The organism is Nocardiopsis metallicus, assembly GCF_014201115.1.
GTDB classification, from domain to species: domain Bacteria; phylum Actinomycetota; class Actinomycetes; order Streptosporangiales; family Streptosporangiaceae; genus Nocardiopsis; species Nocardiopsis metallicus.
Genome location: NZ_JACHDO010000001.1, coordinates 3,420,785 through 3,433,979 on the forward strand (window position 1 = coordinate 3,420,785; position 13,195 = coordinate 3,433,979).

Sequence of the window (13,195 nt, forward strand, 5' to 3'; positions counted from 1 at the left end):
CGCCTGCTCGAGACACCCGAGAGGTCACCCCTGTCAGACCTGTCGGTCTACTGGGTGGCCGGTAGAGGAGCACCCATGCAGACACAGCCCAACGGTTGGCAGTACTTCGTCTCCACGCTGCTCGTCGTCACCGGCGCGATCAACGTGATCCAGGGTCTGGCGGCGATGTTCACCCCCGATTTCTACATCGCCGGCGAGGCCCAGATGCTCGTCCTGGAATACGGCGCCTGGGGGATCCTGCTCGGCTTGTGGGGGGTGGTGCTGGTCGTCGCCGGTCTGGCGATCCTGTCCGGCAGCACCTGGGCCCGGATCTTCGCCGTCGTCCTGGCCGCCATGAACGCCATCGCCCAGCTGGCCTTCCTCATCGCCATGCCGCTGTGGTCGGTGGTGGTCATCGCGATCGACGTCCTGGTCATCTACGGCCTCACCGCGGGCTGGCCCGCCGCGATCCGCGGTGAGGACCCCGAGGGCTCCCGGGAATCCAGCCACCGGTCGAGTTACCGCGCCGGCTACCAGGCCGCCCACGAGAAGCCCACCGCCGCGCCCCGTCCGACCGCGTCCCCGGAACAAGGGACCGCGCAGGGCCGGGGCCAGGGCTCCGGTTCCGGGCAGCGCCAGCAGCCCACCAGCTGATCCCCGCCGGGCGCCTCCGAGCGCCCCCGGCCCGCGTCGACGGGACGGGGGCGCTCGTGTGTCCGGCCCCGCTGGGCGGCGGGGCACCGGCCCGGGCCCGAGAGCTCTCGGCCCACCGGCCCATGCCTGTGGACAACCGGTTCTGTGGGGAACAAGAGCTTAGGATCGGAAACATGCACGCCCCCCAGAGCATCCGTGTGTCCGCCTCCGTGATGTCCCACCCCTCCCGCTCCGACTCGGCCGGACGGGTCGCCGAACGCACCGGCCTCCCCCTGGCGGGGCTGGCCCTGGACCCCGAACCGGACGGCCCGCCCACCGCTCTGCGCAGCGCGGCCGTGGCCTTCGGCTCGGCCGCCCGGTACGACACCACGCACCACCTGGTCCTGCAGGACGACGCACGACCGGCCGAGGGTTTCGCGCGGACCGTTCAGCGTTACCTGGGCTCCCACCCGGAGGCGGCGGTCTCCTTCTTCGTCGAGTGGGGTTCGCGCACCGCCACCCTGGCCCGCTGGGCGGTGTTCACCGGGGCCGGAGCGGTCCCGGTGGTCAACCCCTACGTGCCCACGGTGGCCCTGGCACTGCCCTCGGAGCTGTCCGTGGCACTGGGCCGCTTCCTGGCCGAGGAGGGGCGCACGGCCGAGCCCGACGACCGGGAGGTACTGCGGTTCGTCCGACGCGCCGGGGTGTCCGCGCTGGTCGCCGTGCCCAACCCGGTGGAACACGAGGAACTGCCCAGCCTGGTCGGCAACGCCGGGCACGGGGCACGGCTCTCGGCGTGCTTCGCCTCCGAAGCAGTGGCGGCGCCCGAAACCTCGGTGCTGGAACCGCCCCGGCCCCTCCCCCACCTGAACTGGACCACCGGGGTGCCCTCCCTGATCGACCTGGACAACGACGTACCCGGGGCACACCTGCCGCTGGCCCGGGGCCTGGTGTCCTGGGGCGCCCACGAGGCGGGGCTGGCCTCGGGGCTGACCGCCGCGCTGACGGCCCGCCCCGGAGCGGATTCGTTGCGGACCCTGCTGCCGCAACCGCACCTGACCTCGGTGTGGCACACGGCGGTGGCCAACGGGGCCGTCCTGGAGGGCCGCTGGCCGGGGGTGGTCGGCGGGTTGCGCGCGCGGTTGGGCGAGCCCGCGGTGGAACGGGCGCTGGCCACGCTGGTGCCCGGAGCCCTGCGCACCCGCGTGGACGTCACGGCCCTGGAGGAGCACCGGTCGGAGGTGGTCGGGCTGACCCTGGCCGCTCTGGAGCACGGGGCCGAACACTGCCCCGCCCCGAAGGAGGCCCTGTGAGCGCGAGCGTGCGGATCTCCTGCGCGGTGATGACCCACCCGCGCCGGGCCGAGGCCGCCCGCCGCCTGGCCGAATCCCTGCCCGAACTCGCACCGGCGGTGGTCGTGGACCCCTACCCCGAGGGGCCGCCGTCCACCCTGCGCACCTCGCTGGCCGCCTGGGCCGCCGTCCCCGCCTGGGCCACCCACCACCTGGTCCTGCAGGACGACGCCGAACCCCGGCCGGGCCTGGTCGAGGCGCTCACCGCGCTGGTCGGCGCCCATCCGGCGGAGCCGGTGAGCCTGTTCTGCGAGTGGGGGTCGGCGACAGCGACGATGGCCCGGTGGGCGGCTCTCGGCGGGTACGGGCTGGCCGAGTGCGTGGACCAGTACGTGCCCACGGTCGGGATCCTGCTGCCCGCCGCCACGGCCAGCGAACTGGTGGCCGCCGTGAGCCCCGAGGGCCGGGAGGAGGAGCCCGACGACGAGGCTCTGGCCCGCTTCCTGGAACGCACCGGACGCGCGGCGCTGGTCACCGTGCCCAACCTGGTGGAACACGACGGCGATCTCAGTCTGGTCGGCAACGGCCACCGGATGGGGGTGCGCCGTTCGGTCCTGCTGCGGAGCAGGACCGACCCCCCGCCCGACACCCGCGTCCTGCGCGCCCCGTCCCTGGTGCCCTTCGTCAGCTGGCGCCGGGCACGCGCCTCGGCGGCCGTGTGGGACGCCGACCGGCGCAGACACTCCGGCCACCGCTCCCACGTGCGCACGGCCCTGGCCGATACGGGTGTGCCCCACGCCGACCTGGTCCGGGAACTGGACGGCTGGCTGTCCAGCGCGCCCGGTCGACGGTTGGAGGGTGCGCTCGGCTACGGACTGCTGCACGAACTATGGCTGACCGCCACCGCCGTGGCCGCCTGGGCCCCGCTCCCGGAGGAGGCGCTCAGCGATGTCTCGCCCCCGGCGCGCAAGGCGATGGAGACCCTGGCCCCCCGGGGGCCTGCGCACGGTGGTACCCCAGGTCCTGAACAGCCCCGGTACCAGCCAGGACCTGTCCGACCTCCTCTGGTCAGCCTTCGGCTACGGCACCAGAACCCGCGCCCGCGCGCACTGACCCCGAGCCCCGACCACCCGAACCACGTCCGGCGCAACCCGGCCCGCGCCGGTGGCCGGTTCCGGCCGCCGGCGCGGGCCGGGCAGGAGCGGGTGGTTAGCGCTCCTTGGGGTGCAGCTGGCTGGTGACGGCGAGACGGTTGTAGAGGTTGATCATGGCGATGGCCGACATCAGCGCGGCCAGCTCCGTCTCGTCGAAGTGCTCGGCGGCCTCCTCGTAGGCCGCGTCGGACACCCCGGTACCGCCCAGCTCGGTCATCTCGTCGGTCAGGGCGAGGGCTGCCCGCTCGCGCTCGGTGAACCGGTCACCGGCCTCGTACCAGGTGGAGACCAGGAAGAGCCGCTGCTGGGACTCGCCCTCCTTCAGGGCCTTGTGGGTATGCAGGTCCACGCAGAACGCGCAGCCGTTGAGCACGGAGGCGCGGAGTTTGATCAGTTCCAGCAGCTGAACGTCCAGGTGATCAGCGAGGATGAGGTCGATCTCGTCGAGCTTCTTGTAGACCTCCGGCAGCTTCTTCGCCCATACAACGCGCTTTTCGGCCATGAGAGCCGTCCCCTCGTCATCGAACGCAGTGTCGGATCAGACACTACTGACCGCTCCCCCGCGGCGACGCCCAACCCCCGAGGAGTCACCCCCGTATGTCAGCCGCCCCGGAACCCGCCCAGACTTCCCAGACCCCCCAGATTCCGCAGGGTACCGCTGAGCCCCCCGAGCTTCCGAAGGAGCCGGGGCTGATCGCCCGGCGGATCGCGGGCAAGGCGCTGCCGCTGTACCTGTCCATGCTGTCCACCCTGATCGGCAGCGCGGTCACCGCCGCGGTCCTGGGCAACACCAGCACCGTGGAACTGGCCGCCTACGCGCTGGTGCTCGCCGTGTTCAACCCGATGATCATGGTCGTGCACGGCACCCTGCGCGGGTCGACGCCCTTCTTCGCCGAGAACGAGGACTCGCCGCGGGCCCTGGCCCCGGTGGTGCGCGACAGCCTGTGGCTGAGCCTGCTCCTGGGAGGTGTGGGCGGGCTGCTGATCCTCGCCGTGCCCCCGGGCGCCCGGCTGATCGGGGTGGCCGAACCGACCGTGGCGGCGCTCGGCCTCTACCCGCTGCTCATGGCCGGGTACGTGGTACTGGCCTCGGTCAAGAACTCCACCACGGTGCTGATGGTGGCGCTGGGACACACCAAGGCGGTGCTGGCGCTGTCCCTGACGGCCGTGGCGCTCAGCCTGGTCCTGACCCCGCTCCTGGTCCTCGGGCCCGGCCCCTTCCCCGAGCTGGGTCTGCTCGGCGCGGGCCTGGCGATGCTGAGCATGAACGTGCTCACCCTGGGGCTGAACTTCGCGGTGGTCGGACGCGTGACCGTTCTGCGCGGTCACCGGATCGGCTTCGGGGCGCCCCGGTGGCCGGGGATCGGGCGGATGGCGAAGGTCGGGCTGCCCTCGGGGTCCACGCTGCTGATCAAGTCGGGTTCGCTGAGTGTCGTGGCCGTGGTGGTGGCCCGGATCGGCCCCCAGGAAGCCGCCGTGCACCAACTCGTGGCGGTGCTCCTCGGGATGTCCTTCATCTCCTGCGTCGCGGTGGGTCAGGCCACCGTTCCGTTCACCGTGCGGGCGGCCAGAGCGCGCTCCGGGACGCTGGTCGTGCGCACCGTGCTGGCGAGCTATCTGGTCTCGGTGCCGGTCGTGCTGACCAGCGGAGCACTGATGTGGTGGGCCGCCGGGCCCCTGGTGTGGCTGTTCACCGACGACCCCCGGGTGCACGCGGGGGTCGTCGCGCTGGTGCCGCTGCTGTGCCTGGTGGGGCTGTTCGACGCCCTGCAGTCGGCACCCAACTCGGGGATGCTCGGGCTCAAGGACACCCGGCCCGCCGTGTACGCCTTCGCCTTCGGTTACGGGCTGCTGGCGCTGGTCTCGGTTCCGGCGGTGGAGCTGGGCGGGCTGACCGGCCTGTGGTCGGCTTCCGCGGCCGCCGTGGCGTCACTGGTCGTCCTGCAGTGGGTCTCGTTCGGCCGGATGTGCCGCGGGGTCGGCTCCTCGGTCACGGGGGACCCGTCCACTCGTTGAGAGCGGTGCGGACCTGGTCGGCGGAGGGGCGTTCACCACTCCAGGCGGCGTAGCCGTCGGGACGCACCAGCAGGACGTCCGCGCCCTCGGGCAGCTCACCCCGGACGCGCAGGGCGCGGACCCGGTCGGCCCAGGGTTCGGCGGCCTCGGCCGGACACCCGGCCTCGGTGGCGTCCAGCAGGGTGAACCGAGTGGGGTCGGCCACCTCGTGGAACCGGGTGCGTTCGCCCTCGCTGATCAGGGGGAGGTCGTCCACCCGCTGTCCCACCGAGACGGTGTCCGCCACCTGTGCGGGGCGGTCGTAGCGCACACCGAGCCCGGAGAGGAGTCTGCGCGTCGTTCGGGAGACCTTGCTGAACCGAAGCGCGGCGGGCGCCAGAAACGGGCGGACGGCCCGGATCGGGGCGGGGGCGACGGCGATGCGCAGTATGACGTCGGTGACACGCAGGGTAGCGCGGCCCACCGGGTGGCGTTCGGCCTCGTAGGTGGCGAGCAGCCAGGGCGGCGCCCAGCCCCGTTCCAGGGCGACGAGCTTCCAGGCCAGGTTGGCGGCGTCCTGGATCCCGGTGTTCATGCCCATGGCGCCCAACGGCGAGTGCACGTGCGCGGCGTCCCCGGCGAGCAGGACCCGGCCGACCCGGTAGTGGTCGGCCTGACGGCGTTCACTGAGGAAGCGCGTGGACCAGCGGGTCTCGGCAGCGGTCAGCTGTCCGCCGGTGATGCGGTCCAGGGAGTCGTTGAGTTCGTCCAGGCTGACCGGCTGGTCGAGCGGCACCCCCTGCCGGGTGCGGTCCCAGACGGTGGCGCGGAACCAGCTGTCGCCGTAGGGCGGCAGCAGGGCGACGCCGTCGGTGCCCACGAACGGGTTGACCGCGCGGGGCAGATCCTGTTCGAGGCGCACGTCGGCGAGCATGATGCGCGTGTCGTAGCTGCGCCCGCTGAACCCCACCCCGAGCCGTTCGCGGACGGTGCTGTGCGCGCCGTCGGCGCCGACCGCGTAGGAGCCGCGCTCGGTGTGCGGGCCGTCGGCGGTACGGACGGTGAGGGTGACGCCGTCCTCGTCCTGGTCGATCCCGGTGACCTCGGCGCCGCGCTGGATCCTGGCCCCCAGGCGCTCGGCACGGCGTTGGAGGAGGGATTCGGTGCGGGCCTGCTGGACGGTCAGCACGTACGGGAAACGACTCTCGGGGTGACGCAGGTCCAGGACCAGGTCCCTGGATCCGAGGGCGACTCGGACCTCGGGGACCCGGTAGCCCTGTCCGACGATCTCGTCGGCGATTCCGCGCATGTCGAACAGTTCCAGGGTGCGGGCGTGCAGGGCGAAGGCGCGGGTCAGGTTGGACTCCTCGGCGCGCTTGTCCAGCACGGTGACTTCGACCCCGGCCTCGGCCAGGTCTCCCGCGAGCATGAGGCCGGTGGGACCGGCTCCGACAACGATCACGCTCATGGCGGTGCTCCTTGCGGAGGGCATTCCGGTACTCTTAATATCGGAACTCTTAGTATCGATACTATGAGTACCGCAACTGTTGTCAAGACCCCGGGGAGAGGAAGATGGCCAAGGGAAGCGGCGGCCGCCGCCCCGACCCGGCCGTGGACGAGGCCGTCCGGCGGGCCGCGGTCGAACTCCTCCTGGAGCGGGGCTTCGAGCTGACCTTCGACGAGGTGGCCGAACGCGCGGGCGTGGGGCGTACCAGCGTCTTTCGCCGCTACGCCACCAAACAGGAGCTGGTGCTGTCCGCCGCCGAACAGCTCACCGTCGAGCGGATCGAGGTACCCGACACCAGCTCGCTCCGCGGCGACCTGGCCGCCCTGGTCCGCGCCGTCTACCGGGTGTTCGGCGAGGCCGAGCCCCAGACCCTGGCCAGGCACGCCCTGGTGGCCGCGCTCCGGGAGCAGACCGGCGCGGCGACCATGCACGCGATCCTGGACCGCAGGCTGGCCCTGGTCACCGGGCTCCTCGAACGCGCGGTCGCACGCGGTGAACTCACCGACACCACCCGGGCCCGGCTGGTCGCTGACCTGCTCTCCGGGGTGATCATGGCCCGGATGGCCACCGGCCTCCCGCTGCCCGAAGCCGACGAGGCCCGAGCCCTCGCCGAAGCCATGGCCACCGCCGCGGGCACCTGATCCGGCCGTCCACCCCGGCCGCCTTCGCCGGTCTCAGTCCTCGGGCCCGTGGGCGTCGTGGGTGAGCAGTGCCAGCTGGATGCGGCCGGACAGGTCCAGTTTGGTGAGCGCGCTGGACACGTGTGCCTTGACCGTGCCCATGGACATGTACAGGCGGTCGGCGATCTCCGCGTTGGACAGCCCCTCCGTCACCGCCTCGGCCACGTCGCGTTCCCGGTCCGAAAGCAGGGCCAGCCTGGCGCGGGCGCGTTCACGGCGGGTGGGCGCCGCGGAGCGCTCCACCGGGTCGGCACCGGCCACCTGGTCCATCAGGGCGCGCGCGACGCTCGGCGACAGCACCGGTTCGCCCGAGGCCGCGCGCAGCACCGCCTCCACGATCCGGGCCGGGTCGGTGTGTTTGAGCAGGTAACCGGCGGCTCCCGCACGCAGGGCGCGCACCACGGTGGCGTCGGCGTCGAAGGTGGTGAGCACCAGGACCTGGGGTCCGGTTCCGCCGCCCGCGCCGTTGGGTTTGGAGGCCGCGCCCGAACGCAGCTCCTCGGTGGCGGCGATGCCGTCCACCCCCGGCATCCGCACGTCCATGAGGACCACGTCGGGCCGGTGCTCGGCCACCGCGGCCACCACCCCGGCGCCGTCGTCCGCCTCCCCCACGACCTCGATGCGCTCGTCCCCGGAGAGCATCAGGCGCAGACCGGCGCGGACCAGGGCGTCGTCGTCCACGAGCAGGACTCGGACAGGAGCGTTCACGGCCACCACTATGACACCTTCCGACGATCGTCCCCGGCGGCCCCCGAAGCCTGTTCCTCAGGCCAGGGAAGCACGGCGGTCAGCCCGAACCGGCCGCGCGCGGGGCCGTGCCGCAACCGCCCCCCGTCGAGCTCCACACGTTCGGCCAGCCCAGTCAGACCGGCCCCGGCTCCGGGGATCTCCTGATCGGCCTTCCCGACCGGGAGCACGTTGCTCACCTCCACCACCAGGCCGCGCCCCGGAGCCCCGGAGACCGTCACCGCGGCCTTGGCCCCCGGAGCGTGCTTACGGGTGTTGGTCAGCCCCTCCTGAACCACCCGGTAGGCGGTGCGCTGCACCTGCTCACGAGGGGCGGCCCCCTCGGGCAGGTCCGAGGTGTAGGACACCTTCTCCCCCGCCGCGACCGCCTCCGCCACCAGCCGGGGCACGTCCGCCAGCCGGGGCTGGGGCCCGGCCTCCTCGGTCTCCTCCCCGGTGAGGTCCCCCGAGCGCAGCACGGTGAGGATGTCGCTGAGCTCGTCCAGCACCCGGTGGGCGTTGTCACGGATCACCCGGACCGCCGCGCCCACCTCGGCGGCCTTCAAGGGTTCGGCCTGTCCGGCCTCGGCCCGCTCGGTGCGGTAGGCGAGCGCCCCGGCGTGCACGGACAGCAGGGACATCCGGTGGGCGACCACGTCGTGCATCTCGCGGGCGATCCGGCGGCGCTCCTCCACTCGCGCGACGGCCAACCGTTCCCCCCTGAGCTCGCGTTCGCGCCGCACGTCCTCCCGCAAGCGCTCGACCAGGCGCCGCCGGGAACGGATGGCTGCGCCCCAGGCGACACAGACGCCGATCATCAGAACGATCACCACCCCCGTCACGAGCGCGTCGAGGCCGCTCGGCTGGACGAGCAGCAGCCAGGGCAGTGACAGCACGATGGTCAGCAGAGCCAGAGTGGCGGCCTGGGGGAAGGGACGGTAGACGGCCAGCGAGATCAGGGAGACGAACAGCGCGCCGACCACTGCGACGGAGAAGGTGGCGACCAGGACGATCCCCACCGCCACCGCCAGCGGGTGGCTCCGGCGCCACCACAGGGCCGCGCAGGCCGGGGGAAGGCAGGCCAGGTCCAGCCACAGGACCCAGGTCGGAACCCGGTCCGGCGGGTGCAGGTCCAGGGCGTATCCGGAGAAGGAGATCAACCCGTAGACCACCGCGAACACCGTCAGGAGGACGTCGACGACAATGTCGCGGCGGCTGCGGCGCCTCGACTCCATGTACCCCTCCCCCTGTTCACGTTCCCGTCCGGCTTCCAGCCTAGAACGGCGCCCCGTCCGGCACTTCCACCACCAGGCCAGCGGCGGGGCCGGCACGCTGGCCACTCGGCCGGGGAATCTGTCCGGGTGACCGATGCGCTCCGACCGGAGTTGGCAAAACATGGGTGCCATGACTAGCCCCGACCCACCAGCGGCAGCCGTTCCGGCGCTGGAGCTGGACGGACTCACCAAGACCTTCAACGGGACCCGCGCCGCGGACGGTGTGAGCCTGGCCGTGCCGCGCGGGGCCATGCTGGGGCTCGTCGGCCCCAACGGTGCGGGCAAGACCACCTCCCTCTCGATGGCGGTGGGGCTGCTGCGCCCCGACTCCGGGACCGCCCGGGTCCTCGGAGTGGACGTGTGGCGGGATCCGGTCGAGGCCAAGAAGCGGCTCGGGGTTCTGCCGGACGGACTGTCGCTGCCCGAGCGGCTGACCGGTGGCGAACTGCTCGACTACTGGGGGCGGCTGCGCGGTCTGGGCCGCGGTGTCACCCGCAGCCGCGCCGAGGAGCTGCTCAAGGTCCTCGAACTGGACGGGGCCGAACGCGACGGTGTGCTGGTCGCCGAGTACTCCACCGGTATGCGCAAGAAGATCGGTCTGGCCACAGCGCTGCTGCACGCGCCCGAGGTGCTGGTCCTGGACGAGCCCTATGAGGCCGTGGACCCGGTGTCGGCCCGGGTGCTCACCGCGATCCTGCGCCGGTTCACCGACGGCGGCGGCACCGTGATCATCTCCAGTCACGTGATGGCCCTGGTGGAGCAGCTCACCGACCGGGTGGCGATCATCGCCGAGGGCCGTGTGCTGGCCGACGGTTCACTCGACCAGGTACGCGGTGTGGACGCCACCTTGGAGGACACCTTCGTCCGGCTGGTCGGGGCGCGCGAGGTCGGTGAGGAGGATCTGACGTGGTTGAACTCCTGATCCGGCTCAGGTTCACCCTGGGGCGGCACTCCTTCGGCGGCGCCCGGTGGTTCACGCTGTCGGTGATCGCCCTCGGCGCCGCCCTCACCTGGTACCTGGCGGTCACCGCCGCCTCCGACCAGGTCCGGTCCGGTCTGCTGATGCTCGTGCTGGCGGTGTGGGCCGGAGCCTGGGTGCTGGGGCCCACCATCACCAACGGTGTGGGGGTGCTTCGTTCGCAGTACTTCACGCTCCTTCCCCTGGACCGGAACCGGGTGGGCGCCGGTCTGCTGGTGACCATGTTCGTCGGCCCGGGCGCGCTGCTCACCCTGGTCGTGGCCGCGTCGGTGGCCTGGCACGCCTGGGCCTCCGATCCGGCCACGCTGTTCCTGGGGCTGCTCGGCATGCTGATGCTGGTGGTGTTCATGGTGTCGCTGTCCCGCCTGGTGTTCCGGGCATTGGGCGCGGCCATGCACAGCCGGATCGGGATGGAGATCGCCTCGGTGCAGTGGGGGCTGATCCTGGCCGGTCTGATGTTCGGCTGGGCGGCCGTCCAGCCCGCCCTGGCCGCGATGGGGAGCCTGCCCCAGGTCGGTGTCCAGGGAACGGCGGCGACCGTGCTGTCGCTGATCCCGACCTCGTGGCCGCTGCTGGCGGTGGACGCGGCCACCATGGGGGCGTGGGGCGCGGCCTTCGGCTGGCTGGGCGCCTTCGGTGCGCTCACCCTGGCCACGGTGCTGGTGACCGTACGCCTGCTGGCTCCGAGCGTGACCTCCCGTGGGGTGCGGCGGCGGTCGCGGCCGCTCGGTTCGCGCGTGTTCGACGGCGGGCGCTCGTTCCTGCCGGACACCCCGCTGGGCGCGGTGGTCGGCAAGGAGCTGCGCCAGTGGTGGCGCGACCCGTGGCGAGGGCTGGAGTTGCGTTCCTCGCTGTACGCGGGCCTGTTCATCGGTCTGCTCGGGCTGATCAGCTACCTTCCCCAGGTCGCTCCCTTCTCCGGGGTCGTCGCCGTGCTCATCATGGGCATGGCCAGCTCCAACCTGTACGGGCACGACGGCACCGCCCTGTGGCTGACCGTGGTCGGTCAGGGCCGGGACACGCACCGCGTCGAGATCCGGGGGCGGCAGATCGCGATCGCCGTGCTCATCGTCCCGCTCACCGCGCTGATGAGCGCGGTGATGGTCGTCGCCACCGGTGAGTACTGGGCGGTGCCGTTCGTACTGACCGGCCTGGTGCTGTTCGTCGGTGTGACGAACGGGCTCGCGGTGCTGTTGTCCGTGGTGGCGGTGACCCCCGGGGTGGACCCGCACCAGCGGGTGGACGCCAACGACAGCGGAGACAACCAGCTCCAGGTGTGGTTCTCGATGGCCGCCTTTCCCGTGCTTTCCGCCCCGGCCATAGCGGCCACCGTGTGGCTTGGCCTCCAGGGGATGCCGTGGCTGGCGCTACCGATCGCCCTGGCCAACGGCGCGCTGGTCTCCTGGCTGCTGGGCAGGGTCGCCTACCGGCGCCTGGAGCGGCGGCTCCCGGAGATGTTCACCCGCATCCGCTACGGCAAGGACATCGCCGCCCAGGCCGTACCCGAGTCCGGGGGCAGCCTGTTGGACCAGTTGGAACGGGGCGCACTGGCCAGCAACGCGGAGACCAAGCCAACCGGCTCCTGAAGCCTTCCGAAAGAGCGGTGCCGGTGGCGGCCCCGGGCCCTCCCCGGCGTTCTTGCGTCACTCCGGGTAGCCCGACCACAAAGGGGTGTCCTGGAGGTTTCGCAGCAAGTCGGCAGCGGCCCGGCGGACCTCGGCCCACCGCGGTGAACGGTCCAGGTCCTCCGGGTCCCACGGTCCTTCCGGACCGGCCATGGCGTCGAAGACCGACGACACCACAGCCAGGCGCCCCTCAACACCCACGGAGAACCGTCCTCCGCTGGCCGCCCTGGCGGCGTGGGCCAGGTCGTCGAAAGCCCCACGCGGCATGCGGATCCGTGCGCGTATCCGCCGCCGGAGCCACGTCCACGCCCCGCACCGGAAATCTCCGGCTCAGGGCTTGACCTGGAGTGCGCTCCAGCTCCTAGCGTGGTCCGCATGACCACGGAACAGAGCAAGATCGGCTCCGGCTTCGGCATGCGCAGCACCGCGGCCGAAGTCCTCGCCGGCATCGACCTGACCGGCAGGACCGCCCTGGTGACCGGCGGCTACTCGGGGATCGGAGTGGAGACCACGCGGGCCCTCGCGGGGGCGGGGGCCCGCGTGGTCGTCCCGGCGCGCAGGCCCGGACAGGCGAAGGAGGCGCTCACGGACATCCCGGGGGCGGAGGTCGCCGAGCTGGACCTGGCCGACCTGGAGAGCGTCCGTTCCTTCGCCGACTCCTTCCCCTACGAGCGGATCGACCTGGTGATCAACAGCGCCGGGATCATGGCCAACCCGCACACCGTCGTCGGCCCCGGCTGGGAGTCGCAGTTCGCCGTCAACCACCTGGGGCACTTCGCCCTGGTCAACTGGCTGTGGCCCAAACTCGGCGAGGGCGCCCGCGTGGTCTCGGTGTCCTCAGCCGGGCACCACGCCTCCGGCATCCGCTGGGACGACCCGTGGTTCGAGCGGGGCTACGACCGGTGGCAGGCCTACGGTCAGGCCAAGACGGCGAACGCGCTGTTCGCCGTGCACCTGGACCGGCTCGGCCGAGAGCACGGGGTCCGGGCCTTCTCCCTGCACCCGGGTGCCATCCTCACCCCGCTCCAGCGGCACATGCGCACCGAGGAGATGGTCGAGCGCGGCTGGATCGACGAGCAGGGCAACGCGGTCAACCCCACCTTCAAGTCACCCGAGCAGGGCGCCGCCACCCAGGTGTGGGCGGCCACCTCTGCACGCCTGGCGGGCCTGGGCGGGCTGTACTGCGAGAACAGCGACGTCGCCGAACTCCCGGAGAAGGCCGACCCGGCTCAGGGCGAGGGCGGGGTGGCCGCCCACGCCACCGACCCAGAGCAGGCCGAGCGCCTGTGGACCTGGTCCGCCGAACTGACCGGCGCGGACGCCTTCGCCCGCGACTGACGCCGCACCGGGG

General features: G+C 72.4%; 13 protein-coding genes. 8 read left to right on the forward strand and 5 right to left on the reverse strand.

What is annotated here, in order from left to right; translation table 11 throughout:
* Positions 1-75 precede the first annotated feature (75 nt).
* From HNR07_RS14870 to HNR07_RS14880, 3 genes are all read left to right on the forward strand, one after another.
* Positions 76-633 carry a DUF7144 family membrane protein gene (locus tag HNR07_RS14870; protein WP_184365510.1) on the forward strand — a complete coding sequence of 186 codons (558 nt, stop codon included), beginning with the start codon at positions 76-78 and terminating at the stop codon, positions 631-633.
* Positions 634-806: 173 nt separating this feature from the next.
* The gene (locus tag HNR07_RS14875; protein WP_184365511.1) at positions 807-1,925 is read left to right on the forward strand and encodes a hypothetical protein; all 1,119 of its coding nucleotides are present in this window, start codon (positions 807-809) and stop codon (positions 1,923-1,925) included.
* On the forward strand, positions 1,922-3,145 hold the full coding sequence (locus tag HNR07_RS14880) for a hypothetical protein (RefSeq protein WP_246420313.1): 1,224 nt from the start codon (positions 1,922-1,924) through the stop codon (positions 3,143-3,145). The genes HNR07_RS14875 and HNR07_RS14880 overlap by 4 nt, the downstream gene beginning before the upstream one ends.
* Here HNR07_RS14880 and HNR07_RS14885 read toward each other — a convergent pair.
* Positions 3,114-3,560 (reverse strand): carboxymuconolactone decarboxylase family protein, encoded by a 447-nt coding sequence (locus HNR07_RS14885; protein ID WP_184365512.1) that lies wholly within the window; start codon positions 3,558-3,560, stop codon positions 3,114-3,116. The two genes, HNR07_RS14880 and HNR07_RS14885, sit on opposite strands and share 32 nt — an antisense overlap.
* A gap of 95 nt (positions 3,561-3,655) precedes the next feature.
* Here HNR07_RS14885 and HNR07_RS14890 point away from each other — a divergent pair, with 95 nt between their 5' ends.
* On the forward strand, positions 3,656-5,074 hold the full coding sequence (locus HNR07_RS14890) for an MATE family efflux transporter (RefSeq protein ID WP_184365513.1): 1,419 nt from the start codon (positions 3,656-3,658) through the stop codon (positions 5,072-5,074).
* On the opposite strand, the gene HNR07_RS14895 is transcribed toward HNR07_RS14890, so the two are convergent.
* On the reverse strand, positions 5,049-6,521 hold the full coding sequence (locus HNR07_RS14895) for an FAD-dependent monooxygenase (protein WP_184365514.1): 1,473 nt from the start codon (positions 6,519-6,521) through the stop codon (positions 5,049-5,051). The genes HNR07_RS14890 and HNR07_RS14895 overlap by 26 nt on opposite strands.
* 104 nt (positions 6,522-6,625) lie before the next feature.
* Here HNR07_RS14895 and HNR07_RS14900 point away from each other — a divergent pair, with 104 nt between their 5' ends.
* A complete protein-coding gene (locus HNR07_RS14900) occupies positions 6,626-7,201 on the forward strand; it encodes a TetR/AcrR family transcriptional regulator (protein WP_184365515.1) in 576 nt (191 codons plus the stop codon).
* 33 nt (positions 7,202-7,234) lie between these two features.
* Here the strand turns inward: HNR07_RS14900 and HNR07_RS14905 are convergent, their stop codons facing one another.
* Together HNR07_RS14905 and HNR07_RS14910 are read right to left on the reverse strand one after the other, a co-directional pair.
* Complete coding sequence (locus tag HNR07_RS14905; protein ID WP_184365516.1) at positions 7,235-7,957, reverse strand: response regulator transcription factor; 723 nt, start codon at positions 7,955-7,957, stop codon at positions 7,235-7,237.
* A complete protein-coding gene (locus HNR07_RS14910; RefSeq protein WP_184365517.1) occupies positions 7,957-9,201 on the reverse strand; it encodes a sensor histidine kinase in 1,245 nt (414 codons plus the stop codon). Before HNR07_RS14910 ends, HNR07_RS14905 begins: the two co-directional genes overlap by 1 nt.
* Positions 9,202-9,370: 169 nt before the next feature.
* Between HNR07_RS14910 and HNR07_RS14915 the strand changes: the two genes are divergently transcribed.
* Together HNR07_RS14915 and HNR07_RS14920 are read left to right on the forward strand one after the other, a co-directional pair.
* A complete protein-coding gene (locus HNR07_RS14915) occupies positions 9,371-10,162 on the forward strand; it encodes an ABC transporter ATP-binding protein (protein ID WP_184365518.1) in 792 nt (263 codons plus the stop codon).
* A complete protein-coding gene (locus tag HNR07_RS14920; protein ID WP_184365519.1) occupies positions 10,147-11,805 on the forward strand; it encodes a hypothetical protein in 1,659 nt (552 codons plus the stop codon). The genes HNR07_RS14915 and HNR07_RS14920 overlap by 16 nt, the downstream gene beginning before the upstream one ends.
* Positions 11,806-11,862: 57 nt before the next feature.
* On the opposite strand, the gene HNR07_RS14925 is transcribed toward HNR07_RS14920, so the two are convergent.
* Positions 11,863-12,111 carry a hypothetical protein gene (locus tag HNR07_RS14925; protein WP_184365520.1) on the reverse strand — a complete coding sequence of 83 codons (249 nt, stop codon included), beginning with the start codon at positions 12,109-12,111 and terminating at the stop codon, positions 11,863-11,865.
* Positions 12,112-12,219: 108 nt separating this feature from the next.
* Here HNR07_RS14925 and HNR07_RS14930 point away from each other — a divergent pair, with 108 nt between their 5' ends.
* Positions 12,220-13,182, forward strand: a complete 963-nt coding sequence (locus HNR07_RS14930; RefSeq protein WP_184365521.1) for an SDR family NAD(P)-dependent oxidoreductase — start codon at positions 12,220-12,222, stop codon at positions 13,180-13,182.
* The last annotated feature ends 13 nt before the right edge of the window (positions 13,183-13,195 follow it).

Excerpts from the sequence above, each read along its gene's own strand:
- HNR07_RS14890 (WP_184365513.1), top strand. The coding sequence starts at position 3,656 with ATGTCAGCCGCCCCGGAACCCGCCCAGACTTCCCAGACCCCCCAGATT.
- HNR07_RS14875 (WP_184365511.1), top strand. The coding sequence starts at position 807 with ATGCACGCCCCCCAGAGCATCCGTGTGTCCGCCTCCGTGATGTCCCAC.
- HNR07_RS14870 (WP_184365510.1), top strand. The coding sequence starts at position 76 with ATGCAGACACAGCCCAACGGTTGGCAGTACTTCGTCTCCACGCTGCTC.
- HNR07_RS14900 (WP_184365515.1), top strand. The coding sequence starts at position 6,626 with ATGGCCAAGGGAAGCGGCGGCCGCCGCCCCGACCCGGCCGTGGACGAG.
- HNR07_RS14885 (WP_184365512.1), bottom strand. The coding sequence starts at position 3,560 with ATGGCCGAAAAGCGCGTTGTATGGGCGAAGAAGCTGCCGGAGGTCTAC.
- HNR07_RS14895 (WP_184365514.1), bottom strand. The coding sequence starts at position 6,521 with ATGAGCGTGATCGTTGTCGGAGCCGGTCCCACCGGCCTCATGCTCGCG.
- HNR07_RS14925 (WP_184365520.1), bottom strand. The coding sequence starts at position 12,111 with ATGCCGCGTGGGGCTTTCGACGACCTGGCCCACGCCGCCAGGGCGGCC.
- HNR07_RS14930 (WP_184365521.1), top strand. The coding sequence starts at position 12,220 with ATGACCACGGAACAGAGCAAGATCGGCTCCGGCTTCGGCATGCGCAGC.
- HNR07_RS14910 (WP_184365517.1), bottom strand. The coding sequence starts at position 9,201 with ATGGAGTCGAGGCGCCGCAGCCGCCGCGACATTGTCGTCGACGTCCTC.
- HNR07_RS14915 (WP_184365518.1), top strand. The coding sequence starts at position 9,371 with ATGACTAGCCCCGACCCACCAGCGGCAGCCGTTCCGGCGCTGGAGCTG.